We start from the raw sequence: 23879 nt of genomic DNA on the forward strand, positions 1-23879 counted from the left end.
GATCTGCGTCCATAGAATAGCCGCCCTGCAGCTCGTATCATGGGCGCAAAGCAGTCGTTGATAAGCGATGGCCATGTTCCCTGCCGTCCGCAGAGGCCTTGCCCTGAAAGGGACAAGAGCACGGCCTGAATTCCATGTAATAGCCGCTCTGCAGCTATTATATCATAAATGCCATGCGTTCATGGAAGCATTGGCCACATTTTATCGCCCCACGCGCATTGCCCCGTCGGATTCGATGCTGTAAAATAGAGTCAAACTCCAAAAGGCAGGTGAAAGCGTTGCTCTGTGACGCACATACACACATCGAAACTCAGGCACAGGTCAGCAGCTACGCCCGGCAGAATATCTTCTGCGTCGCCTCGGGCGGAACGCCGGACGAGTGCGCGGACCTGCTCGCTCTGCGCGGGGCGTATGGCGGCATGTCTGTGAGCTTCGGGCTGCACCCCTGGTATGCCGACCGCTACTCCCTCGAACAGATGGAACCCTACCTCTGCAAAGCCTCCATCATCGGAGAGATCGGCTTGGACAGTGTCTGGTGTCAGGTTGATCCTGGCCGTCAGAGGGAGATCTTTCTCCGCCAGCTCGACTTCGCACAGCAGCGCAGACTGCCTGTCATCCTACACACCAAGGGCTGTGAACAGGAGTGCGCCGCGCTTCTCTCGCGATACACCATGCCGAAAGTGATTCACTGGTACTCCTGCGAGCATCATCTGGAACACTTTCTTGAGCAGGACTGCTACTTCACCATAGGTCCCAGTGTCCGGCAGGATCCAAATGTTCTGGCCGTGGCAGAGAGGGCGCCTCTCAGGCGACTTCTTGTGGAGACCGACGGCCTCAGCGGCATCCGCTGGGCACTCGGCCGCGATCTCACGACACGACATCTCGGCGCCGTTCTTCGCAGCTCCATCGAGGCCATTGCGGCGCTGCGAGGTCTCACCCCCGCCGAGGTGGAGAAACTTGTCTTCGACAACTACTCGTCTCTCTTCACGCGAGGCTTGCCGCAGAGCCCAGCAGCCAATCATGGCGTATGATTATACAGGCCGCATCCGTCTGCGGCCTGTATCTTTCGGCGTACGATTGTCTCCATTAGAAAGACATTTCTATATCCTCGTCCATTTACAGGCATCATTTTCGAAAAATTTTAGTTTTTTTACTTCTTGTATTTATGATTTTTTTGTGGTAAGATGGTCTAGCCGTAAAAAATAGGGCGGCCAAATCGTCCTAATATCGATACAGGAGGCCATTTCCATGAACCCGATTCCGCGACCCGACAATCTCGAACACGTCCGCTCCGACATCCGCGGCCCGCTCTACGAGGAAGCTCTTCGTATGGGTGCGGCCGGTGAGACCGTTCTGCGGCTGAATACCGGGAACCCTGCCACCTTTGGCTTTCAGATGCCGGCAAGCGTCAAAAACGCCCTGCTTGAGAATGCAGATCGGGCAGTCGCCTACTGCGATCTGCGCGGGATGCCCGAGGCCCGCGAGGCCATCTGCGCCTACCACCAGAGCGAGGGATTTCCCAACGTGACGGTCGACGACATCTTCGTCGGCAACGGCGTCTCGGAGCTTGTCACGATGGTTCTCCTGTCCCTTTTGAGCCGCGGCGATGAGCTGCTCACCCCCATGCCGAGCTATTCGCTGTGGACCAATTCGACCTATCTTGCCGGCGCGAAGCCCGTGTTCTATGTCTGCGACGAGAGCGCCGACTGGATGCCCGATCTCGACGACATCCGCCGCAAGATTACGCCGAAGACCCGCGCCATTCTGCTGATCAACCCCAACAACCCGACGGGGGCTGTCTACCCGCGCGAGCTGCTCGAGCAAATCGTCCAGATCGCCCGGGAGCACAACCTTGTCATCTTCTCCGATGAGATCTACAACCGCCTCGTACTCGACGATCTGCCCTACACCTCTGTCGCGGCGCTCGCGCCCGACGTGCCGGTCATCACGATGAACGGCCTTTCCAAATCCCACATTGTCTGCGGTTTTCGCTGCGGATGGATGGTGGTCAGCGGCGACAAAAAGGCGCTCGCCGACGTTGTCACGGGTATGACGCAGCTCGCCTCCATGCGGCTGTGCGGCAATGCGCTAGCTCAGCTTGTCATTCCCGCCGCCCTCGCCGACCGTGAGAGCACCCGCGCCATGATCGTGCCGGGCGGGCGGCTCTATGAGCAGCGCGAGGCCACGGTGCGCGAGCTTTCCAAAATCGAGGGGATCAGTTTTGTCAAAAACAAGGCGGCTTTTTACATCTTCCCGAAAATTGACGTCAAGCGCTTTCACATCACCGACGATGAGCGCTTCAACCTCGATCTGCTGCACGCGAAAAAAATTCTCATGATTCCGGGCCGCGGCTTTGACTGGCCGAATCCCGATCACTTCCGCGTGGTCATGCTGCCCGAGCCGGAGACCATGGCAAAGGCCATTCGTGATCTCGGCGACTTTCTTGCAACCTACCACCAGAGCTGAGTTCCGCTTGAATACCAGGCAAAAGAGCCGCCCTTTCGGGCGGCTCTTTTTTCGTATTGATTTCTGTCAGCCCACCGGCGTGGGATCAAAAAACGATTCGTCTCTCTCGTCTGCTCCGGGATGCTCACACTCGGCGGCGTCGCATTTTCCCGTGTCCACAATGACGGTGTCGTGTGAGGCGAGCTTTCCGCCAATGAGTCCCGCGATCAGCGCCTTGATGTCAAGCCCCATTCCCTGCGCGATCCCCTCTGTCACCTGTGTGGTGCCGTTGACGATGTCCGAGATCAGCTTTGCGCTGTTTCCCTCGCCGTACATCGTGATCTTATCGACCTTGGACAGCGGCTGCGCCACGTTTTTCGCAATCTCGGGCAGCGCGGTCATAATCATCTCGACAATTGCGGCCTCGCCGTATTTCTTCATGGCCTCGGCCTTTTTGTCGATGCCCTCGGCCTCGGCAAGAGCCTTTGCCTGAATGGCCTGTGCCTGCGCTTTGCCGACGGCGGCAATACCCGCCGCCTCCTGCTCGCGCGCAAACTTCTCCGCCTCGGCCGCTTTCTTTGTCGCCTCGGCCTCCTGCTCCTGCTCGTAGCGTCTGGCCTCGGCCTCTTTCTGGCGTTTGAACAACTCGGCCTGCGCCTGCTGCTCCAGGCGGTATCGCTCGGCGTCCGCCTTTGCGCGGATCTCGGCGTCGAGAGTCTGCTTCGCCACCTCGACCTCTTTGTTTTTCAGCTCGGCCTCGCGCTCGGTCTTTGCAATCTGCGCGTTGACCGTCGACGTCTCGATGGTCTTCTGCTGCTCCTGCTCCTGAATGCGGTAGGCGGCGTCGGCCTCAGCCTGCTTGATGTCGGCCTGCTTTTTCAGCTCCGACTCGCGAATCGCAAGCTCGGTCTGCTTCTGGGCAATCTGCATTTCCGATTCAACTTTGGCGTCGTTTGCCTCCTTGTTCGCCTTGGCCTGCTCGATGGCCACGTCGCGGTCGGCCTGCGCCTTGGCGATGGCGGCGGACTTTTTGATCTGGGAGATGTTGTCAATACCCAAATCGTCAATGACGCCGTTCTGGTCGGAAAAGGACTGGACATTGAATGAAACGAGCTCGAGACCCATCTTCTGCAAATCCGGGATGGCATTTTCCTGCACACGCTCGCCAAACGCCTTGCGGTCTGTGACCATTTCACTCAGCTTCATCTGGCCGATGATCTCACGCATGTTGCCCTCGAGCGTGTCCTGCACACGGCCAATGATCATTTTTTCATCCTCGTTGAGGAAAAAGCGGGCGGCAAGCGACATCATATCTTCGGCCTGGCCGACTCGAATTTTGACGGTCGCATCAACTTTGACATTGATGTACTCGGAGTTTGGCACAAAGTCGGTCGTCTTGACATCCACGCTGAACATCTTGAGCGACAGTTTGTCCATCCGCTCCAGAAATGGAATGCGCACGCCCGCTTTACCAATGAGAATGCGCGGCTTGCGAAAACCCGAGATGATATACGCCGTGTCCGGCGGCGCCTTGACATAGCCGGTGCTTATGATCACAATCAAAAGAACCACAGCCGCTGCCGGCAGCAGCAGATAGAGTATTTCTCCCATTACAATCCCCCTCTTCGTCTCTTATTGCCTATTTGAGCAGCTTCTGTTCCCACTCGGCGGGCTTGAAGCCCACCAGAACAAAGTCGTCGCCAATGAGAAGCGGCCGCTTGACGAGCATGCCGTCGGTGGCGAGCTGCGCGAGCTTCTCGGCCCGGTCCATCCGGGGGAGTTTATCCTTGAGAGCGCGCTCCCGATAGATCATGCCGGATGTGTTGAAGAACCGCTCCAACGGCAGGCCGCTCTTCTGCTGCCAGACATCCAGCTCCTGCGCGGTGGGGTTGTTCTCCTTGATGTGGCGGCTCTCAAAGGCGACGCCGTGCTGCACGAGCCACTCCCTTGCCCGCCGGCAGGTACTGCAGGGCGGGTATTCCAAAAAGAGCATATTCAGTCCTCCTCGATGATATTCTGTATGCGGCCGACCTGCCCGTCCTCGAGCATCACTTTTATGCCGTGCGGGTGTGTGCCGCTCCTGGTCAAAATCCGTTCGATTCGGCCGCGGGTGAGCTTGCCCGTCGGCTGATCTCTTTTGAGTACAATGTCCACAAGCATGCCGGCGCGCAAGCTCTCGCGGCGGCGGCCGTCACTCATGGATCTGATAGGCGGGCAGCCGCACTGCCTCGGCTTGGTACTTCGCCTTTTTGAACAGCTGCATGGCATAGGGCACGCCAACCAGCGCCGCGAGCAGATACCCGACGCCGAGATCTGCGAGCATGGCTCTTCTCAGCTCCCCGTCGGCCCAGGCAGTCCTGAACAGCGCCACAAAGTCGATGTCTGAGAGTGTGACGTAGTAATACTCCTTGAGAGCCTTGTAGACCTCGACGAACATGGTCACATTGACTGCGACAAAGAGCATGACAATGGAGAGAATCGAACAGAGGATGACGCCGCGCACATCAATCCTGCCGCCGAGCAATTCGTAGCCCTTTGCGGCAAAGATGAGCATGGCCGCCCCCGCGATGCCCGCGATATAGCCGAACTGATAGATCAGCACCCACACGACGCAGCCCAGGGCCGCTCCGATGAGCGCGCCGACGACGCCAAGGCCGAAATTGCTCTTTTTCGGTTCCTGCGCGACAGCGGCCGAGCCGCCCGAGACACTCTGAAAGCAACTCTCACACATGGTGTCGCACTTGCCGTTGATGCTGTAGGCGGCAAGCCCGGTCTTCGCGCCGCAGTAGCGGCAGCAGCTTGCAAAGCCGTGCTGGAGCAGAAAATTTGTCACATCGCCGAGCGCCGCGGAAAACGCGCTGACACCGGCCGCGCCCGAGCCTCTCATCCCCACTGTCACGGTGCGGTTCTGATAGTGGGCAAACGCCACACAGGGGTGGCTCTTCGGCAGCAGATAGAGAAACTGCGAGAGCATTTCCGCGCTGTCGGCATTCGCCGACTCGACGTTCATGGTCGCGAGCGCCTCGTTTTTCGATGAGCTTGTCACGGTCATGTCATAGCCGCGCAAACGCCCGTACACGAGATTTCTCTTCGCGTCGAACAGCATGGAATTCTGCGCGGCAAATGTGTTGAGATCCTTGTTTGGCATACCTGCACCCTCTCCCTTTTCACTGTGTTTGACCTTTTGCAGAACGGACGGGGCAACCTGAAATCCCCGGTAGAGAATTCTCGGGCGCTTCCCGCCGTCTGCGAGCACCCCGGGGGCAGTCGAAACTCCGCGTATGGCCGGCTGGTGATCTGCGCAAAAGCCGCCCTTTGGGCTCCCTGGTATACCCCCGTTTTACTCATTCTAACACAAACCAAACCACTTTTGTAGCAAAAAAGCGCGGAGAGAAAATCTCTCCGCGCTCTCTGCTGAAAATCAGTCGCTGTACTTCTGGCGTGCGACGTAACTCGTGTGCAGAAGCTCGTGGGCCTTGTGGCTGCCGGGCTTCTCAAAGTAGGTGTCATAGAGCTCTTTGATGACCGGGTTCTCATGGCTCTTGCGCAGCTTCATGCCGGCGTCCTCACCGTAGAGGCCCTTGGCGCGCTCGGCGCGCAGATCGAGGAAGTTGGTCACGCGGGACGGCTGAATCGGCTGGCCGCCGCCGTTGACGCAGCCGCCCGGGCAGGCCATAAACTCGATGAAGTGGTAGTTCTTCTCGCCCTTCTTGACCGACTCGAGCACCTCGCGGCAGTTTGCAAGGCCAGACGCCACGCAGACATTGACCTCTTTGCCGCCTAGCACATAGGTTGCCTCTTTGATGCCCTCGGTGCCGCGGACATCGTGGAAGTCGAGCTTCTCAAGGGGCTTGCCGTCGACAACCTCAGCGAGGGTGCGAAGCGCAGCCTCCATGACGCCGCCGGTGGCGCCGAAGATGTGACCGGCGCCCGACGCCACGCCGAAGCAGGGGTCGAATTCCTCGTCGGGCAGATCGGCAAAGCGCAGACCCGCGCGGTCGATCATGCGCGCGAATTCGCGGCTGGTGATCGAAACGTCGATGCCCTGCTCACCGTAGGCGTCCTGGTCGTCGCGGTTGATCTCAAACTTCTTGGCTGTGCAGGGCATGATGGAGACGACATAGATGTCTTTCGGGTCGAGGCCCATCTTCTCGGCGTAGTAGCTCTTCATGACAGCGCCGAACATGCCCTGAGGCGATTTGCAGGAGGAGATGTTCTCAAGGAACTCCGGATAGTAGTACTCGGCAAATTTGATCCAGCCGGGCGAGCACGAGGTGATCAGCGGCAGCTTACCGCCATTGTTCAGGCGCTCGAGGAACTCCGTGCCCTCCTCCATGATGGTCAGGTCAGCGGCGGTGTCGACATCAAACACGCCGTCAAAGCCCATTCTCTTGAGGGCGGCCGCAATCTTGCCCTCGACATTGGTGCCGATCGGCATGCCGTAGAACTCGCCCATGTGCACGCGGATAGACGGCGCGACGCCGACGACCACATGCTTGGTCGGGTCGGCCAGAGCCGCCCAGACCTTGTCGGTGTCATCCTTTTCGGTCAGCGCGCCGGTCGGGCAGGAGGCGATGCACTGGCCGCAGGACACGCAGGGCACCTCGGCGAGGTCGCCCTCAAACGCGCAGGCGATGTGGGTGTTGAAGCCTCTCTGATTCGGGCCGATGACCGCGACGGCCTGATTGAATTTGCAGGCCGCGACACAGCGGCGGCAGAGGATACACTTGTTGTTGTCGCGCACGATGACGCCGGTGGAATCCTCAATCTCGTAGCGGTCGTTGTCGCCCGAGAAGCGCACTTCCTCAAGCCCGTACTCTCTGGAGAGAGTCTGCAGCTCGCAGTTCTGGTTGCGCACGCAGGTCAGGCACTCGCGCTTGTGGTTCGACAGAATCAGCTCGAGGGTCATCCGGCGGGCCTTCTGTACTTTCAGACTGTTGGTGTAAACTTCCATACCCTCATTGACCGGGTAGACGCAGGCCGTGACAAGGCTTTTTGCGCCCTTGACCTCGACCACGCAGATGCGGCAGGAGCCGATTGCGTTGATCTTCTTCATATAGCAGAGAGTCGGAATATCGATGCCGACCGAGTGAGCGGCTTCCAGAATGGTGGAGCCTTGGGGGACATCATACTCACGGCCGTTGATTTTAATTTTGACGGTTTCCATTTCTTCTCTCCTCCCTTATTTCTTGCTGATGGCTTTGAACTTGCACTTCGACTCGCAGACGCCGCACTTGACGCACTTGGTCTGGTCGATGCTGTGCGGCTTCTTCAGCTCGCCGGTGATGGCGCCGACCGGGCAGTTCTTGGCGCAAAGGGTGCACCCAATGCACTTGGTCGGATCGATGGAGAAGGAGAGCAGATGCTTGCAGACGCCGGCCGGGCAGCGCTTCTCTTTGACATGCGCCTCGTACTCGTCGCGGAAGTAGTGCAGCGTCGAGAGCACGGGGTTCGGCGCGGTCTGGCCAAGGCCGCAGAGCGAGTTTTCCTTGACATGGTGGCAGAGCTCCTCGAGGGTGTCGAGGTCCTCCATGGTCGCCTTTCCATCGGTGATCTTGCACAGAAGCTCATAAATCCTCTTGGTGCCGATCCGGCAGGGAGCGCACTTGCCGCAGCTCTCGTCAACGGTGAACTCCAGGAAGAATTTCGCGATGTCGACCATACAGGTGTCCTCATCCATAACAATGAGTCCGCCGGAGCCCATCATCGAGCCGATCGCCATGAGGGAATCATAGTCGATCTTGGTGTCGATGAGTGAGGCGGGAATGCAGCCGCCGGAGGGGCCGCCGGTCTGGGCCGCCTTGAACTTCTTGCCGTTCGGGCAGCCGCCGCCGATCTCTTCGACGATGGTGCGAAGGGTTGTGCCCATCGGGATCTCGACGAGACCGGTGTTGGTGATCTTGCCGCCGAGCGCGAAGACCTTGGTGCCCTTGGACTTCTCGGTGCCCATGGAGGCGAACCACTCGGGGCCGTTGAGAATGATCTGGGTGATGTTCGCGTAGGTCTCGACGTTGTTGAGCAGCGTGGGTTTGCCGAACAGACCCTTGTTCGCCGGGAACGGCGGACGCGGACGCGGCTCGCCGCGCTTGCCCTCGATGGAGGTCATCAGCGCCGTCTCCTCGCCGCAGACAAACGCGCCCGCGCCGAGGCGGATGCCGATGTCAAACGAGAAGCCGGTGCCGAGGATGTTCTTGCCGAGCAGCCCGTACTCGCGGGCCTGGCCGAGGGCGATCTCAAGGCGGTGAACCGCAATCGGATACTCCGCGCGCACATAGACATAGCCCTGATCCGAGCCGACCGCGTAGGCGGCGATGGTCATGGCCTCAATGAGCGCGTGCGGGTCGCCCTCGAGAACCGAGCGGTCCATGAACGCGCCGGGATCACCCTCGTCGGCGTTGCAGCAGACATATTTCTTGTCGCCGACCGCCTTGGCGGTGAACTCCCACTTCATGCCGGTGGGGAAGCCCGCGCCGCCGCGGCCGCGCAGGCCGGATTTCTTGACGATGTCGATGACCTGCTCCGGGGTCATCTCAGTGAGCACTTTTTCGAGCGCCTTGTAACCGTCGGTCGCGAGGTACTCGTCGATGTTCTCAGGGTTGATGACGCCGCAGTTGCGAAGCGCGATGCGAACCTGTTTGCTGTAGAAATTGGTGTCATTGAGCGACTTGATCGTGTTGTCGTCGACGACGGTCTCCTGGTAGAGAAGCCGCTTGACAATTCTGCCCTTGAGCAGATGCTCATCGACGATCTCCTTGACGTCCTCCGCCTTGACACGGCTGTAGAACGAGCCCTCGGGGTAGACAATGACAATCGGGCCGAGCGCGCACAGGCCGAAGCAGCCGGTCATGACGACCTTGACCTCGTCCTGCAGGCCGACGGCCTGAATCTCGTTTTCAAATTCCTTGATGATGTCGCGGGAGCCGGACGATGTGCATCCCGTACCGCCGCAGACCAGAACCTGGGATCTAACCATACCTTATTACCCTCCCTCTCTTATTCGGCTGCGCCGATCGTGTACTCTTCCACGACTTTGCCGTTGACCACATGTTCATGGAGAATCTTCAGCGCTTTCTCCGGAGTCATCTTCACATAGGTCACTTTCTCGTGGCCTTTCTGGAACACCTCGACAATGGGCTCGAGCCGGCAGACGCCGATGCATCCAGTCTGGGTGACCATGACATTATGTAGATTGCGCTTTGCGACCTCTTCCACAAGGGCCGCGAGTACGGGGCGGGCGCCCGCGGCGATGCCGCAGGTGGCCATGCCGACCACAACGCGGAATTCCGCGTCGCTCTCGGAGCGAAGATCCATTTTATTTTTCATGCTCTCGCGGATGGCTGCGAGTTCTTGCAATGTCTTCATATCTGTTCAGCACCTTTCATATTCGTTATCTGTTCACTCAAATACTCCCGAATCCAGAGCAGCACCTCAGGGCTGTCAAGCGGCACATCTCCCAGAATCCCGCGCACCTCGCGCGTGTCGAGCACAAAGCTCTCGGCGCCGACTCTCTGCTCATACACAAAGTCGATCGCGGGGTCGGCCCCCACAAGAGCTGAGATCGTGCCCGCAATGTCGCCGAGCGGCATGCGGTCGATGTGGTCCAGCTCATACCGCGCGGTGACCACGGTCCCCTCCCCCACTTTGGAGCGAATGGAAAAGTCGCCTCCCGCCTGCTCGGCAGACAGCTTGAACAGCGGGATGCCGAGGCCGACCTTGCGGGTCGTGCGGGTCGTGGTAAAGGGATCTGTGACACGCCGGACAAACTCCTCGCTCATGCCGCAGCCATTGTCGGCAACGGTGATGGTGAGGCAGTTTTCCGCCGGCTGCGCATCCACCGTGATGGTGACAAGCGTCGCGCCGGCTTTGACCGAGTTCTGGGCAATGTCCAGGATGTTCAGTGAGAGCTCTTTCATGAGCTCTTACGCCAGCTTGCGGTACTTCTCGATGATGCCGTCGACCTCTTCGGGGGTGAGGCGGCCGTAGACATCGTCGTTGATCATCATGACCGGGGCGAGACCGCAGCAGCCGAGGCAGCGCGTCGCATCGAGCGAGAAGACGCCGTCGGAGGTGCACTCGCCGTTGCTGACGCCGAGCACGCGCTCAAGCCGGTCAAACACGCCGCCGGCATTCTTGACGTAACAGGCCGTGCCGAGGCAGACGCTGATTTTATACTTGCCTTTCGGATTGAGATTGAACTGGGAATAGAAAGTCGCAACGCCGTAGATCTCAGAGAGCGAGACATCCATCTTCTCCGAAATAACTTTCATCACTTCGTACGGCAGATATCCGTAGATCCCCTGCGCCTGCTGCATCACAGGCATCAGGGCGCCCTCTGTTTCCCTGTACTTTTCGATGACGGCGTCCAGAGCTTCCCTCTGCTCGGGCGAGTCAACGAATTGTACTGCGGATTTTTTCATACTCATGAAGCATATCCTCCCTTAAAAATGGTTCACAATGACTCTCTCGTTATATTTGTGACAAGCGTTAACATTATAGCATAAAAAAACAGCATTGAAAAGCTGTTTTTCGAGCATTTTCGGCGGGATCTGTCAGCTTTTGAGCAGGTTTATGACAGCTCTTGCAGAAACTTCCGAAAGCTCCAGAAAATGGCCGGCCTCACGCATATCGCCGAGCGCATGCGCGTCGGAGCTGTGAAGCACCCGGTAGTCTCCCGGCAGCTCGGGGTGAAGAGAAAAGAAAGCCGCCTCGTCGGCATAGGGCGACAGCTCCACATTGCGAAAACCCATATCCGGCGTGAGAAAACCGAGTGCCGCCAGCACGCTGTAAGACGGCCGGTCAATGTGGGCCGCTACGGCGACGCCGCCGTAGCTCTCAAGCAGCGCTGCAATCTCGTAGACTCCGATCTGCGTCGCGGCGGTCAGCAGCGGTTCCATCTCCCCGATGATCTCGTCGCGCTCGTCGCAGATGAGCTGGCGGCCGAAGATCTCCGGCCGGTTTGCAACGGGCAGGCGTCTCGTGTCCACGAAGCGCTCAAATTCCTGCGCCGCCTCGAGCTCGGCAAAGAGGCATACGATGTGCACCTCCTCGGCACAGTTGAGCTCCATGCCCGGCAGCACCAGCACACCGGCCTCACGCCCAGCGGCCATGGCCGCTGGGCAGTTTTTTGACGTGTTGTGATCGGTCAGGGCGATGACGTCGAGCCCCAGCAGCTTCGCCATGAACACCAGATCATGCGGGGTCATCTCCTGTTCGCCGCAGGGCGACAGGCAGCTGTGCAGATGCAGATCGTAGGCAAGCCGGCTCATAGCAGCCTCGACAGAGCCGCCGCCGTCTCATAGGTGCCAAGCTGCGTCGAGTAGAGAGCGACGCCCTGTTCGTCTGCCTTCTTCACGGTCTTCTCATCGGGCTCGACTCCCTCGGCGAGCACCACGCAGGCCACATCGGCCAGCGACGCCACCGCCACGATGTTCTCATTGGTCATGATGGTGATCCACATATCTCCGCCCTTTGCACGGCCCATAACCCAGGAGAGCAGGTCCCCCGCGTAACCTCCTGTGAGCTCACGGTCGGGCTGTTCGCCGGTCAGGCGCCTGAGCTTAAGCTCCTGCGCCGCTTGCCATACCGTCATCTCTCTGACTCCTCCTCTTTCTCCGGCTGTTGGAGCGGCCCGTCCAGAAACAGTCCCGCCACCCTCTCGCGGAATTTGAAAACACAGTCGTCCATTGTGCCGTAGCCGCGCACGATGTCCTCCGCCTGCGCGCGGCAGGTAGGAGACCCGCAGGAGCCGCAGTCGAGCCCCGGCAGCAGCTTCTCAATCCGGTCGATCTGCGCGAGCATGGACAGCGCCTGCGCGCGGTCGTCGCTAAGCTTCATCACGGGCTTGTAGTGCAGCTCGTCGGCCCAGTCGATGGCGCTGTCCCCCATCTTCTCGGGGTCGTATTTGTTGCGCGCCACCGGCAGATATTTACGCAGAAAGGAGATGCGCGTCTTTGCCACAAAGGGGTTTTCAATTGCCAATACGCCGCCGACGCAGCCGCCGGTGCAGGCGTTGAGCTCAATGAACTCGATGTCGGCGAGCTTGCCGTCCTCGAGCTCCTCGAGGACCTTGATGCAGTTCTCAATGCCGTCGGCGGCGAGGTATCGCTCACCGAGCAGCGCCGAGGCCTCGCCGCCTGAGCTCGCCCAGCCGATGCCCATGATTCCCGAGTGGGAGAGGGGCTGCGGACGCGTGATCTTCTTCATCTCGGGCAGCAGCCTCATGTAGATGTCGCTGATGGCGAACACCCCGTCGATGCCGCTCTCGGGCAGTACAAGCGGCGCATGGGCCGCCGCTACCTTTGACGGGCAGGGCGACAGGAAGAACACCCCGATCTCGCCCGGGTCAAGGCCCGTCTCCTCCACGGCGTTTCGCCGGGCAATGCGCGCGGCGAGCTCCGCCGGCGTCAGAATGGGCAGCACATGGCTGCACAGCTCCGGAAAGCGCACGCTGATGAGCTTGACAATGGTCGGACAGGCGGAGCTGACCACCGGCCGCTTGAGAGAGCGATCGGCCATGAGCTTGCGCGTGTAGTCCGACACGATCTCGGCCGCATGGGAGACCTCGAGCACATTGTCAAAGCCAATGCGGATCAGTCCGTTTAAGACATAGTCGATGTCATCCAGATTGTTGAACTGTCCGTAGAGCGAGGGTGCCGGCAGCGCCACACGGTAGCGAAAGCGGCCCATCATCTCGTCGAAGTCGTCGTAGACCGCTTTCTTCGCGTGGTGCGGACAGACCCGGATGCACTCGCCGCAGTCGATGCACAGCTCACGCAGAATGCGCGCCTTGCCCGCGCGCACGCGAATCGCCTCGGTCGGGCAGCGTTTGAGACAGTTGGTACAGCCCTTGCACTTATCCTTGTCAAGGGTGACCGAGTGGTAGATCAAATTCTCGTTCATATTCATCCCCATCCCGGCCGGCGGACCGGCTGCCGGTCTGCCGGGCATTTTTCCGTCCTCAGCCGTAGAGTCGAATGCACTCCTCCACGATATCCCAGAAGCGCGCGGCGTCGAGTGTGACGCCGACGCGCGCGTTGTGCGCACGGTCCGAGCGGTTGTAGAAATCGCAGCTGGTTCGGCCGTAGCAGCTCTCGCTGCGAATTTCAATCTCGGCGTACATGCTCTTGAGCTCCATACAGCCCGGGTCGATCAGATAGGCGATGCAGTTCGGGTCGTGCAGCGGGCCGCCCGCAAGGCCGAACTGCTCCCGGTTCGTCTGCGAAAAAAAGCGCATCAGGTCGCAGAACAGCCGCGAGGCCCTGTTGTCGATGCGCGCCATGCGCTCGATGATCTCTGGCGTGCACTGCGCCTGGTGAGTCAGATCGAGCCCGATCATCACAACCGGCCGCCCGCAGGTGAACACCACATAGGCCGCCTCCGCGTCGCAGTGGATGTTGAACTCCGCCGCAGGGGTGATGTTCCCAAGACCCACAGCGCCGCCCATGAGCACGATCTCACGGATCTTCGGCAGAATGCGCGGCTCACGGCGCATGGCCATGGCGATGTTGGTCAGCGGCCCCGTCGGAACCAGCGTGATCTCATCGTCCCCGTGGGCGAGCAGCGTCTCGATGATGAAATCCACCGCGTGGCGGCTGTCTTTGCTCCGTGTCAAAGGTTCAAAGACGGGGCCGTCGAGACCGGTCGCGCCATGGATGTCACCGGCGACGACCGCGGGCGGGCGCACAAGCGGCGTACCCATGCCCTCGCAGACCGGCACATCGACGCCGAGATACTGACAGAGATTCAGAGCGTTTCGGGTGGTCTTCTCCAGCGTCTGGTTGCCGCGCACTGTCGTGACGCCGAGCAGCTCCAACTTCGGGTGGCGCGCCGCCATCATCAGGGCGACCGCGTCATCGTGACCCGGATCACAGTCCAAAATAATCTTTCTTCTCCCATTGTCGGCCATCGCTGTGCCTCTCTTTCCCATTACGCGTTTCACCTTAAACGGCAGGATCCAAATCAACCCAAAACGTGACGGTCGTGCCCTCGCCGAGAACGGTGTCGATTTTGATGCCGTCGGTGTATTTCTTCATGTTCGGCAGCCCCATACCGGCGCCGAAACCGAGCGCGCGGATGTTGTCCGGCGCGGTGGAGTAGCCCTCCTGCATGGCGAGATCCACATCGGGAATCCCCGGGCCACGATCTGCGAGCACCACCGTGACACGGCTGTCGGTGACCTCCACGTCAGCAGTGCCTCCCTGGGCGTGGATGACCATGTTGATCTCCCCCTCGTACATCGCGATGGAGAGTCGGCGCACCACATCGCTGGGGAAGCCGGCCATCTTGAGGTTTTTCTTGACGTCGCTTGTCGCCTCGCCAGCAGAGGTGAAGTTGTCCCCGTCGACGACATAGTGCAATCGGATTACACTTTCGCTCAACAGTATCCCACCTCTCCAAGTCCCTTGGAGTAGAGCAGGCCGCATGCGCCGTACATCCGGTATTCCGTCGTCAGGACGATAATGCCGTATTCGCGCGCAAGCTCCACAATCGCCTCGTCCGGCTTCTTGCCTCTGACGAAAACGATGCAGGTCATGTCCATCATCTCAGCGGTGCGTACCACCTGCGGGTTCATCAGCCCCGTCAGCAGCACCGCCTGATCCTTGACATAGGCGAGCACATCGCTCATCATGTCGCTGCCGCAGGCCGAGTGGACGTCCATGTCGAGACGGTCTTCACAGCAGAGCACCTCGGCATTTAAAATTTTTGCAATCTCACGAACTGTCATATGTTTCCTCCATTCTTATGGTGCGGGGCGTTGCCGGACTGTTTTTCGTCAAATTACCTATTTTTCATTATATATTTAAGCGTTCCTTATGTAAAGTGGTGGAACTTCCCCGGCAGAGCCATTTTTCCTTTGTATTCGACGCTTTCGTGTGCTAAACTGTAAAGCAAATCCCCGTATTGTCCGTCGTTCGTGAGCGGATGTCCGTGTACGGGGGTCAAATAACACTGGGAGGTCATCGTATGAACAGAGTCTACAACTTTTCTTCCGGCCCCTCCGTTCTGCCGCTCAAAGTTCTTGAGAGAGCACAGGCGGAATTTCTCGACTATGGGAATTCGGGCATGTCCGTGATGGAGATGAGTCATCGATCTCCCGGTTTCGATGAGATTATCTGTGCCGCCGAGCAGCTGCTGCGCGAGTTGATGGGGATTCCCGACAACTACCGCGTCCTCTTTTTGCAGGGCGGCGCTTCCACCCAGTTTGCCGCCATTCCGCTGAACTTTCTCACAGGCTCCAAAAAGGCGCAGTTTGTGCTGACCGGCCTGTGGGCGAAAAAGGCTCACGCCGAGAGCGCGAAGTACGGCGACTGCGAGGTCGTCGCCTCGTCGGCTGACAAGACCTTTTCCTACATCCCGGCAGTCGGCCCCGACATGGTGAAACCCGACAGCGATTACTTCTACATCTGCCACAACAACACCATCTACGGCACCACCTGGCACACGCTGCCCGAGACGGGCGATGTGCCGCTGTTCGCCGACGTGTCGTCCTCCATCCTGTCCGAGCGCATGGATGTCAGCCGGTTTGGTCTTCTCTTTGCCGGCGCCCAGAAGAACATGGGGCCGGCGGGACTCACCGTCGTCATCGTGCGCGACGATCTGCTCGGGCACAAGATGGACATCTGCCCGACCATGCTCGACTACAAACTTCAGGCCGACAACCGCTCACTCTACAACACGCCCCCGACCTATTCGATCTACATCTGCCGGCTCGTACTTGAGTGGCTCAAGTCCATCGGCGGCATCGAGGCCATCGAACAGACAAACCGCAAAAAGGCCGCTCTTCTCTATGACTATCTCGACTCGTCTAAGCTCTTCCGCGGCACAGTGGCCGAGCAGGACCGCTCGATCATGAACATCCCCTTTGTGACCGGGGACGAAGAGCTCGACCGCACCTTTGTCAGCGGCGCGAAAGCCGCGGGGCTTGTCAATCTCGCCGGCCACCGGACGGTCGGCGGCATGCGCGCGTCGATCTACAACGCCATGCCGGTGGAGGGCGTCGAGGCCCTGATTCAATTTATGTACAAGTTCGAGAAAGAATACCACAAATCCTGAGTCTGTGAGGCGATAGCATGTATCAAGTCAAACTGATCAACAAGATCGCACCCTGCGGTCTTGACAAGCTCGACCGAACCAAATATGTCTGCGCCGAGGAGGTCGAGCACCCCGACGCCCTGCTCGTGCGCTCGACGTCGCTGCACGAGATAGAATTCGACTCCTCTCTGCTCGCCATTGCGCGCGCCGGCATCGGCGTCAACAACATTCCCCTCGAGCGGTGCAGCGAGGCGGGCATCGCGGTCTTCAACACCCCCGGCGCAAACGCCAACGCCGTCAAGGAGCTGGCGCTCTGCGCTCTGTTTCTCGCCTCGCGGAAAATATCCGACGGCATCGTCTGGGCAAAGTCCCTCGCCGGGCAGGCCGAGGTTGAAAAGCTCGTGGAAAAGGGGAAAGGCCAGTTTGTCGGGCCTGAGATTGCCGGCAAGAAGCTTGGCGTCATCGGCCTCGGGGCCATCGGCGTCATGGTGTGCAACACCGCGCACCACCTCGACATGGAAGTCCTCGGCTACGATCCCTACATCTCGGTCGATTCGGCCTGGAAGCTCTCGCGCTTCGTCGACAAGGCCGCCGACCTCAACACCATTTTCACCGAGTGCGACTACATCTCCATCCATGTGCCCCTGACCAAGGAGACGCGCGGCATGCTCGACCGCGAGGCGTTTGCCAAGATGAAGAAAAACGTCCGCATCATCAATCTCGCCCGCGGAGAACTGGTCAACAACGCCGATCTCGCCGAGGCTCTTGAAAGCGGCGAGGTGGCCTGTTATGTCACCGACTTCCCGTCGGAGGAGGTCCTCGGCATGAAAAACGTGGTCGCGATTCCCCATCTCGGCGCCTCCACCCCGGAGTCGGAGGACAACTGCGCGGTCTTTGCCGCGCGCGAGCTGCGCGAATACCTCGAAAACGGAAACATTGTAAACTCCGTCAATCTGCCGAATCTCGAGGTGCCCCGCAGCGCCCACACCCGCATCTGCATCATCAACCGCAACATTCCGAATATGCTCCAGAGCATCACCGCCGCGGTTGCAGGCGTGAATCTCAACATTGAGAATCTCTACAACAAGTCGCGCGGCGACTACGCCTACACCATTGTCGAAATCGACGGGCCGGTCGCCGATTCCGTCGTCAAGGCCATCGGCGATGTCGACGGCGTCATACGCGTACGCGTGCTCTAAAACACAAAAGGGGCCTCATTCCATGGAATGAGGCCCCTTTTTTTATAATGTGGGCCGTGAGTTTGATAAAATACTGCTTTCTACGGAGAAGACACTCTCTGTAGCCGGCCCGTTTCGTCTGCAGCCATTGTCATTTCTCCGGGAGGAAAAAGTGAAATTGAAATACCCCCACATCGGCCTGAAAGCGGTAGATCGCGTCGTATTGCTCCAGAACGGAGACAATGCTGCGGATTCCATAGCCGTGACCCGGGCTCCTGGAAACGGGCAGGTCGCCGCTGCTGTCAAATTCGACGCTTCCCTCCGGGTAGGTGTTGAGTATCTCAAGAAAATACTGCCCGTGGATATCGCCGCTCCAGATACGCAGAAACCGGCGTTCATCCGGCCCCTGTGCCTCCACTGCAGCCGCCGCGTTCTCAAGCGCATTGAGCAGAATCAGCGACAGGTCCTGCGGGTCCATTCCCTCGGGCGCGTTCATGTGTACCTCCACGGGAATATTGTTGTTCTGCGCACGTCTGACGTAGCGGGTGAGAATGGAATCCAGACTGGTTACGCCGGTATAGCTCTGAAGATTCGTATACGAGGATGTCTGTTCGAGCTGATCGAACAGCTTTTTTACCACCGCATCGATCTCCTCGAGATCTCTGCGTTCCACACCCTGGCGAACCTGCCAGGCAAAGTGGCGCAGATCATGGCGAATCATCATGATGTGCTCCTGCGCCTGTTGGGCCTGTTCGAGCTGACTCGCCATGAGTACAAGCTGACTTCTCTGTGTTCTCACCCGCTCCTGTGTGGCGTAGAATCCGTGGTACAGCATCCGGTTGCAGATGATGATGATGGTCCAGCTGATAAACAGTAAAATGGCGTTGTTGATGATCTCGCTAAATAATACTTCCTGATTTGGTGCCAGATGCACCACAGCCAGCACAAAAAAAATGTATGCCACAGTATTCAAGGCACAGTGAAAGCTCGTTTGCAGGCGGACCCCTGCCGACAGTATCACCAGCATTTGGGCAAAGACATAGGGGGAGTTTCCCGCATGCAGCTCTCTTGCTGTGAGCAGACAGGCCCAGAGCAGCAGCGCGCTCAATGTCACAATCCGAATCCAGCTGATAAGATCGCGGTTGCGCCTCAGACGCCGATCGAGCAGATAGGCTGCCGCAGCGATCAGGCCGGCACTGAGAAAAAACCAGAAGTACTCCACTTTAAATGTGGGATACTGCGGAAGACATGACAGGATATAGAGCAGCAGCATCCCCCACTCAATCGCACCGATGACCAGGCAGCAGATGGGGAAAGATGCGTCGTTCCAGTCACGCTGCTGCTGGTAAAACTCTCCGGTTAATTTCAAGGGTCTTCCTCCCCCATGATTTCTTTCATGATACATTTTATCAAATTCATATCCGTTCGCCAAATGGGATATTTAACCGGCGCATGAGTGCGGCGGTCTGCGCGTATAAATGAAAAAGGGCTCGTATGAGCCCCTTACATCTGCCTTTTGATTCTTGTGAGCGCGCCCTTTTCAAGTCGGGACACCTGAGCCTGAGAGATGCCGATCTCCTCGGCGACCTCCATCTGGGTCTTGCCCTTGAGAAACCGCAGGGTCAAAATGTTCTTCTCCCGCTCGCCGAGTCCCTGTATGGCCTCGCGCAGAACGATCTCATCCACCCAGTTCTCATCTGAGTTCTGCTGGTCGCGCACCTGGTCCATCACGTAGACTGAGTCTCCGTTTTCGGTGTAGACCGGCTCATAGAGAGAGACCGGATCCATGATGGCGTCGAGCGCCGTCACGACATGTTCCCGCTCCACTCCCATGGCCTTTGCGATCTCCTCGACGGTGGGTTCGCGCGAGTTTTTGCTCTGCAGCTTCTCCCGCTCAGTCAGCGCCTTGTAGGCCGTGTCCCGCAGGGAGCGGCTGACGCGGATGGAGTTGTTGTCGCGCATGTAACGGCGGATTTCGCCGATGATCATAGGCACCGCGTAGGTGGAAAAGCGCACGTTCTGCGAGAGGTCAAAGTTGTTGATCGACTTGATCAGCCCGATGCAGCCGACCTGAAACAGATCGTCGAGATTCTCGCCGCGGTTGTGAAAGCGCTGGATGACGCTGAGCACCAGCCGCAGATTACACTTGATAAACTCATCCTTGGCGGCCTTGTCGCCCGCCTTGATCTTTTTGAGCAATTCCGTCTTTTCGTCATTGGTCAGGACTCTCAGCTTCGATGTGTTGACGCCGCAGATTTCTACCTTGTGGTTTGGCAATGAACAGTCCTCCCTTGTGGTATTGGAAATTAATTTCCATTCCACTAGGAGTATTGCCGCGCCAAAAAATCTTTATGCCGGGCTAGGAGATTTTGTTGATTTCCTTTTTTAACCGCTCAATGATCTTTTTCTCGAGCCTTGAGATATAGCTCTGGGAGATGCCGAGCAGATTTGCCACATCCTTTTGGGTCATCTCCTCGCCGCCGCGCATGCCGAAGCGATATTCCATGATTTTGCGCTCGCGCTCGGAGAGTTTCCCGATCGCCGTTCGCAGAAGCTGCCGGTCGACGTCCTCCTCGAGGCTCTTGTGAACGGTGTCCTCATCACAGCCGAGAATGTCCGACAGCAGCAGCTCGTTGCCGTCCCAGTCGACGTTGAGCGGCTCGTCAATGGAAATCTCATGCTTGCCATAGGTGTTCTTGCGCAGAAACATCAAAATTTCATTCTCAATGCAGCGCGAGGCGTAGGTTGCGAGCTTGATGTTCTTGTCGGGCTTAAAAGTGTTGATGGCCTTGATCAGACCGATGCTTCCGATGGAGATCAGGTCTTCGATGTAGATGCCCGTGCCCTCAAACTTGCGCGCGATGTACACCACCAGCCGCAGATTTCGCTCAATGAGAGTCTTTTTGACCTTGTCGGCCTGTTCGGTGTCAAGCTGCGCAATCAGCTCACGCTCCTCCTCGGGCGAGAGGGGCAGCGGGAGCGTGTCCGAGCCGTTTATGTAATAGTTGGGATTGCCGATGTTCGCGAGGTCAAAGATGCTCCCATAGAAGAAGCACTCGAGCTTTTTGAGCAGCAGCAGCATTTTCAGTTTGAGTGTAACCGTCTTCGTCTGTTGTCTCATCGTATTCCTCCAGAGGCCGGGCCACCGCCGCGGTCAAGTTTCAAATGGTCAACGCGAACTCTGCGCTGAGCAGACTGTCAAAGTCCCCGTCCCCGATCGGCCGGTCGGTCACGGCGACCACAATGTTCTCATAGATGCGCGTGCTGCTCTTCTCGAGGATCTCCAGTCTGTCGCAGCGAAACGCCGGCAAAAGCCCGCCCTCGCTCTCAATTGTCGAGTAGGGGATGAGCTTGAAGCGAAGCGTCCACTCCTCGTTGGGCAGCGTTGTCACCGTTCCGCGCACAAAGCCCCCCTCGAAGCAGCTGCGGCACTCAATGGGAATGAGTGTGCGCACCCTGTCGAGCGGTGCGAGCACAATGGGGCGGCGGGTGACCGGGTCGCGCAGGCTGTTGCCCGTGTCAATGAGCGCTGTGAGAGTGACGCTCCTCTCTCCCACGGTGATGGTCGCCTTTCTCACCTGTTTCTCCGCTCCCCTGCCCCTGGTGAAAATCCGGTAGCTGAGCTTGAGCAGAAAAAATGTCACACAGAACGCCGCTGCAAACACCGACGGCGAAAGCTCGAGATAGGCGACGCCATTTTTCATGAGAAAGCTGTCGCCGGTGCCGACAAAGTAGTAGAGCCAGTAGATTCCTCCGCCCATACCGACATTGATTGCGTAAAAGCAGAGCAGCACCTTGAAAAACTGACGCCGCCCGCCGGTTTGAAAGCTCACCTTGACCATCTTGGCCGAGAAGAGCACCTTGAAGACAAGGGTGTAGAACAGCTTCATCGACGGCAGAAAAATCAGCACCGCGTAGAGCGAGCCGAGAAGCGCTCCGAGAAAGAGGCGCGGCCGGCGGTATTCGAGCTTGGCAACCGATGCGGTCAGCCAGAGATTGAGATAGTTGATGATGAGGTTGACCAAAAAGAGTACGTCCACATAGATTGTCCGCTCCACTGTACCGCCGCTTTCCCACATCTCCGGTAAGACCGGTTTTGAAATCATTATAGGGCAGGCCCGAGCCCCTTTTCTGTCGATTGAACCGGGGAAATACAAGCAATGCTTCGCAAAAAGCGACGGGCGCTGCGCTCCACACGACGTTTTTCCCGTCTGTGTCCGGCAGGAACTGCTCGGCGCGCCGCCGGACATATGTGCTGCCATACCAGCTCCAGGAGGCATTCGACAGGCCTGTCGACAAAATAATGGTCAAAAATCCACTCGCTTTTGCAGTCGGTTTTGGCAAAGTCCGCAGAAAAAACCGCCAGCCCCTTGACGCCCACTGACCCTATGGTATAATTGCCGAATGTACGGCAATTATATTTTATTTCAGCCCGTTTTTCTCGCCCCTTACGGGGCAACCGAAAAACATGGGCATGATACCACTTGCGCTTTGCGCCTGTGGTATCCTCGCCGAATGTTCGGCAATTATATTTTATTTCAGCCCGTTTTTCTCGCCCCTTGCGGGGCAACCGAAAAACATGGGCATGATACCACTTGCGCTTTGCGCCTGTGGTATCCCCGCCGAATGTTCGGCAATTACATTTTATACTGTCCGCTCTCTCATCTCTTGCGGTAGCACAATCCCTACTCGCCGCGGGAAACGCACTGTTGCGGCACGGTGCGCAGCGCAACCATTTATTTCATTTGACAGGGGGATTCAAATGCCAACGCAACTTGGAGCCAAACCAACCGTTCGCGACAATGTCATTCAAATGGCCATTGCCATCTTCGGCATCTTTCTATTTGCCTTTGGCGTCAATGTGTTCATTGTTCCGGCCGGGTTCTACAATGGCGGTTTTGTGGGAATCAGCCAGCTCATCCGCACCATTCTGACCGATTTTCTGGGCTTTCATTTCGGAAACACCGACGTGGCGGGTATCATTCACTTCATCTTCAACATCCCGCTGTTCTTCCTCGCCTATTCCATCGGCCGTCGCTTTTTCGTGCGCACCGTCATCTGCGTGGGACTTCAGACACTGTTTCTGACCATCATCAAGGCACCTGCTACCCCTGTCCTCGACGAGCCGCTCGCCGCCTGTTTCATCGGTGGCATCATCGTCGGTGTCGGTACCGGCATCACTCTGCGCGCGGGCGCTTCCGGCGGCGGCAACGACATTCTCGGCGTCTACTTCACCCGTAAGAACAAAAATTTCAGCGTGGGAAAAATCACACTGATGGTGAATATGGTTGTCTATGTTGGCTGCGCTTTCCTGTTTGACATTCGCGTTGTCATCTACTCGATCATCTATGCGGCGATCGTCTCCTTTGCAACCGATAAAACTCATTTGCAGAACATCAACACCGAGGTGATGATCTTCAGCAAAGATAAGGCGGAGGAGATCCGAAACGCCATCTTGACCGGCCTTGGCCGCGGCAGCACCTGCTGGACGGGCTACGGCGGCTACACCGGCGAGCAGACAACTGTCATCTACGCCGTGGTCTCAAAATACGAGCTGATCTCTCTGAAAAAGAAAGTTCAGACCATCGACGAGCACGCTTTCGTCGTCAGTAAGGAGAACATCTCCGTCGAGGGCAACTACTCCAAGCGTCTGTAAGCGTCAAAAAGGGCCCGTACCGACTGGTACGGGCCCTTTTTTGTTGTTTATTGTCTTCGTTTATTCCACGATATAGCCGCCGCGGACCATGACCCAGCCCTCCGACGAGGCAACGCGCACGCCGCGGCCGTCCGCCCGGGGAATCAGGTAGAGGTTCTGCAGCGTCAGCACACCGCCGTCGCCTGCTTCACCGCCCTTGGTCACGTTGGTGATCTTCTCGCCCGTCGGGTCGACACAGGTGAAATCACCGCGCCGCAGAAGCACCTCGATGCTCCCCGTCGCCGCGCGGATTGTCTGGCCCTCGAAGAGCTGGACCGCCACATATTCGGCCGAACCGCCGCCTGTGGTCGCGCCGCCGAGCTCCTTGAGAATCTCGGCTTTCATGGTCTCCTTGCCCTCGGCGACCTTGGCGGAGATGACCTCGGTGAGCTGGGGTACCAGCACCGAATCGAGGTAGCTCTTGGAAATCAGCGGATCGTCAGCGCTCCCGTACTCGGCCGAGACCGCTATGTAGGAGAGCGTCAGAATGATTGCCGAAACCAAAATCACCGTCACTGTCTTTTTCACTT

General features: G+C 58.3%; 25 protein-coding genes. 5 read left to right on the forward strand and 20 right to left on the reverse strand.

What is annotated here, in order from left to right; all coding sequences use genetic code 11:
- Positions 1-278: 278 nt before the first annotated feature.
- Positions 279-1031 carry a TatD family hydrolase gene (locus H8695_RS05475; RefSeq protein ID WP_249299893.1) on the forward strand — a complete coding sequence of 251 codons (753 nt, stop codon included), beginning with the start codon at positions 279-281 and terminating at the stop codon, positions 1029-1031.
- Between the two features lie 217 nt (positions 1032-1248).
- On the forward strand, positions 1249-2466 hold the full coding sequence (locus H8695_RS05480) for a pyridoxal phosphate-dependent aminotransferase (RefSeq protein ID WP_249299894.1): 1218 nt from the start codon (positions 1249-1251) through the stop codon (positions 2464-2466).
- Between the two features lie 66 nt (positions 2467-2532).
- Here the strand turns inward: H8695_RS05480 and H8695_RS05485 are convergent, their stop codons facing one another.
- The 15 genes from H8695_RS05485 to H8695_RS05555 all read right to left on the reverse strand — a co-directional run bounded on the left by H8695_RS05485 (position 2533) and on the right by H8695_RS05555 (position 15169).
- Positions 2533-4056 carry a flotillin family protein gene (locus H8695_RS05485; RefSeq protein ID WP_249299895.1) on the reverse strand — a complete coding sequence of 508 codons (1524 nt, stop codon included), beginning with the start codon at positions 4054-4056 and terminating at the stop codon, positions 2533-2535.
- 28 nt (positions 4057-4084) lie between these two features.
- Positions 4085-4438: an arsenate reductase family protein gene (locus tag H8695_RS05490; protein WP_249299896.1), complete on the reverse strand. Its 354-nt coding sequence runs from the start codon at positions 4436-4438 to the stop codon at positions 4085-4087.
- A 2-nt stretch (positions 4439-4440) separates the two neighbouring features.
- A complete protein-coding gene (locus tag H8695_RS05495) occupies positions 4441-4644 on the reverse strand; it encodes a YwbE family protein (RefSeq protein ID WP_249299897.1) in 204 nt (67 codons plus the stop codon).
- Complete coding sequence (locus H8695_RS05500) at positions 4637-5593, reverse strand: hypothetical protein (RefSeq protein ID WP_249299898.1); 957 nt, start codon at positions 5591-5593, stop codon at positions 4637-4639. Before H8695_RS05500 ends, H8695_RS05495 begins: the two co-directional genes overlap by 8 nt.
- 273 nt (positions 5594-5866) lie before the next feature.
- Positions 5867-7612 (reverse strand): NADH-dependent [FeFe] hydrogenase, group A6, encoded by a 1746-nt coding sequence (locus H8695_RS05505; RefSeq protein ID WP_249299899.1) that lies wholly within the window; start codon positions 7610-7612, stop codon positions 5867-5869.
- A gap of 15 nt (positions 7613-7627) precedes the next feature.
- Entirely contained in the window at positions 7628-9418 is a 1791-nt protein-coding gene (gene nuoF, locus H8695_RS05510) for an NADH-quinone oxidoreductase subunit NuoF (RefSeq protein ID WP_249299900.1), read from the reverse strand.
- Between the two features lie 20 nt (positions 9419-9438).
- Positions 9439-9807, reverse strand: a complete 369-nt coding sequence (locus H8695_RS05515; protein WP_249299901.1) for a (2Fe-2S) ferredoxin domain-containing protein — start codon at positions 9805-9807, stop codon at positions 9439-9441.
- Positions 9804-10358 carry an ATP-binding protein gene (locus H8695_RS05520; protein ID WP_249299902.1) on the reverse strand — a complete coding sequence of 185 codons (555 nt, stop codon included), beginning with the start codon at positions 10356-10358 and terminating at the stop codon, positions 9804-9806. Before H8695_RS05520 ends, H8695_RS05515 begins: the two co-directional genes overlap by 4 nt.
- Before the next feature lie 6 nt (positions 10359-10364).
- Complete coding sequence (gene nuoE, locus H8695_RS05525) at positions 10365-10868, reverse strand: NADH-quinone oxidoreductase subunit NuoE (protein ID WP_249299903.1); 504 nt, start codon at positions 10866-10868, stop codon at positions 10365-10367.
- 126 nt (positions 10869-10994) lie between these two features.
- A complete protein-coding gene (locus H8695_RS05530; RefSeq protein WP_249299904.1) occupies positions 10995-11711 on the reverse strand; it encodes a PHP domain-containing protein in 717 nt (238 codons plus the stop codon).
- Positions 11708-12034, reverse strand: coding sequence for a DRTGG domain-containing protein (locus H8695_RS05535; RefSeq protein WP_249299905.1), 327 nt, complete (start codon positions 12032-12034; stop codon positions 11708-11710). The genes H8695_RS05530 and H8695_RS05535 overlap by 4 nt, the downstream gene beginning before the upstream one ends.
- Positions 12031-13344 (reverse strand): [Fe-Fe] hydrogenase large subunit C-terminal domain-containing protein, encoded by a 1314-nt coding sequence (locus H8695_RS05540; protein ID WP_249299906.1) that lies wholly within the window; start codon positions 13342-13344, stop codon positions 12031-12033. The genes H8695_RS05535 and H8695_RS05540 overlap by 4 nt, the downstream gene beginning before the upstream one ends.
- Before the next feature lie 58 nt (positions 13345-13402).
- On the reverse strand, positions 13403-14371 hold the full coding sequence (locus tag H8695_RS05545; protein WP_249299907.1) for a nucleoside hydrolase: 969 nt from the start codon (positions 14369-14371) through the stop codon (positions 13403-13405).
- Between the two features lie 13 nt (positions 14372-14384).
- The gene (locus H8695_RS05550) at positions 14385-14822 is read right to left on the reverse strand and encodes an ATP-binding protein (RefSeq protein ID WP_249299908.1); all 438 of its coding nucleotides are present in this window, start codon (positions 14820-14822) and stop codon (positions 14385-14387) included.
- The gene (locus H8695_RS05555) at positions 14819-15169 is read right to left on the reverse strand and encodes a DRTGG domain-containing protein (RefSeq protein WP_249299909.1); all 351 of its coding nucleotides are present in this window, start codon (positions 15167-15169) and stop codon (positions 14819-14821) included. The genes H8695_RS05550 and H8695_RS05555 overlap by 4 nt, the downstream gene beginning before the upstream one ends.
- Before the next feature lie 239 nt (positions 15170-15408).
- On the opposite strand from H8695_RS05555, the gene serC reads away from it, so the two are divergent.
- Both serC and H8695_RS05565 read left to right on the forward strand, forming a co-directional pair.
- Positions 15409-16497 carry a 3-phosphoserine/phosphohydroxythreonine transaminase gene (gene serC, locus H8695_RS05560; RefSeq protein ID WP_249299910.1) on the forward strand — a complete coding sequence of 363 codons (1089 nt, stop codon included), beginning with the start codon at positions 15409-15411 and terminating at the stop codon, positions 16495-16497.
- 17 nt (positions 16498-16514) lie between these two features.
- Positions 16515-17675 (forward strand): phosphoglycerate dehydrogenase, encoded by a 1161-nt coding sequence (locus H8695_RS05565; protein WP_249299911.1) that lies wholly within the window; start codon positions 16515-16517, stop codon positions 17673-17675.
- Between the two features lie 130 nt (positions 17676-17805).
- Here the strand turns inward: H8695_RS05565 and H8695_RS05570 are convergent, their stop codons facing one another.
- From H8695_RS05570 to H8695_RS05585, 4 genes are all read right to left on the reverse strand, one after another.
- Positions 17806-19023, reverse strand: coding sequence for a GHKL domain-containing protein (locus H8695_RS05570; RefSeq protein WP_249299912.1), 1218 nt, complete (start codon positions 19021-19023; stop codon positions 17806-17808).
- 134 nt (positions 19024-19157) lie between these two features.
- The gene (gene sigG / locus H8695_RS05575) at positions 19158-19931 is read right to left on the reverse strand and encodes an RNA polymerase sporulation sigma factor SigG (RefSeq protein ID WP_249299913.1); all 774 of its coding nucleotides are present in this window, start codon (positions 19929-19931) and stop codon (positions 19158-19160) included.
- Positions 19932-20013: 82 nt separating this feature from the next.
- Positions 20014-20775, reverse strand: coding sequence for an RNA polymerase sporulation sigma factor SigE (gene sigE, locus H8695_RS05580; RefSeq protein ID WP_249299914.1), 762 nt, complete (start codon positions 20773-20775; stop codon positions 20014-20016).
- 40 nt (positions 20776-20815) lie between these two features.
- Positions 20816-21712, reverse strand: coding sequence for a sigma-E processing peptidase SpoIIGA (locus H8695_RS05585; RefSeq protein WP_249299915.1), 897 nt, complete (start codon positions 21710-21712; stop codon positions 20816-20818).
- A 704-nt stretch (positions 21713-22416) separates the two neighbouring features.
- Here H8695_RS05585 and H8695_RS05590 point away from each other — a divergent pair.
- Entirely contained in the window at positions 22417-23310 is an 894-nt protein-coding gene (locus H8695_RS05590; protein WP_249299916.1) for a YitT family protein, read from the forward strand.
- Between the two features lie 60 nt (positions 23311-23370).
- Here H8695_RS05590 and H8695_RS05595 read toward each other — a convergent pair whose 3' ends face one another.
- Positions 23371-23877: a hypothetical protein gene (locus tag H8695_RS05595; RefSeq protein ID WP_249299917.1), complete on the reverse strand. Its 507-nt coding sequence runs from the start codon at positions 23875-23877 to the stop codon at positions 23371-23373.
- Positions 23878-23879: the final 2 nt, after the last annotated feature.

Origin of the sequence: Feifania hominis, assembly GCF_014384765.1 — a bacterium.
Lineage (GTDB): Bacteria > Bacillota > Clostridia > Oscillospirales > Feifaniaceae > Feifania > Feifania hominis.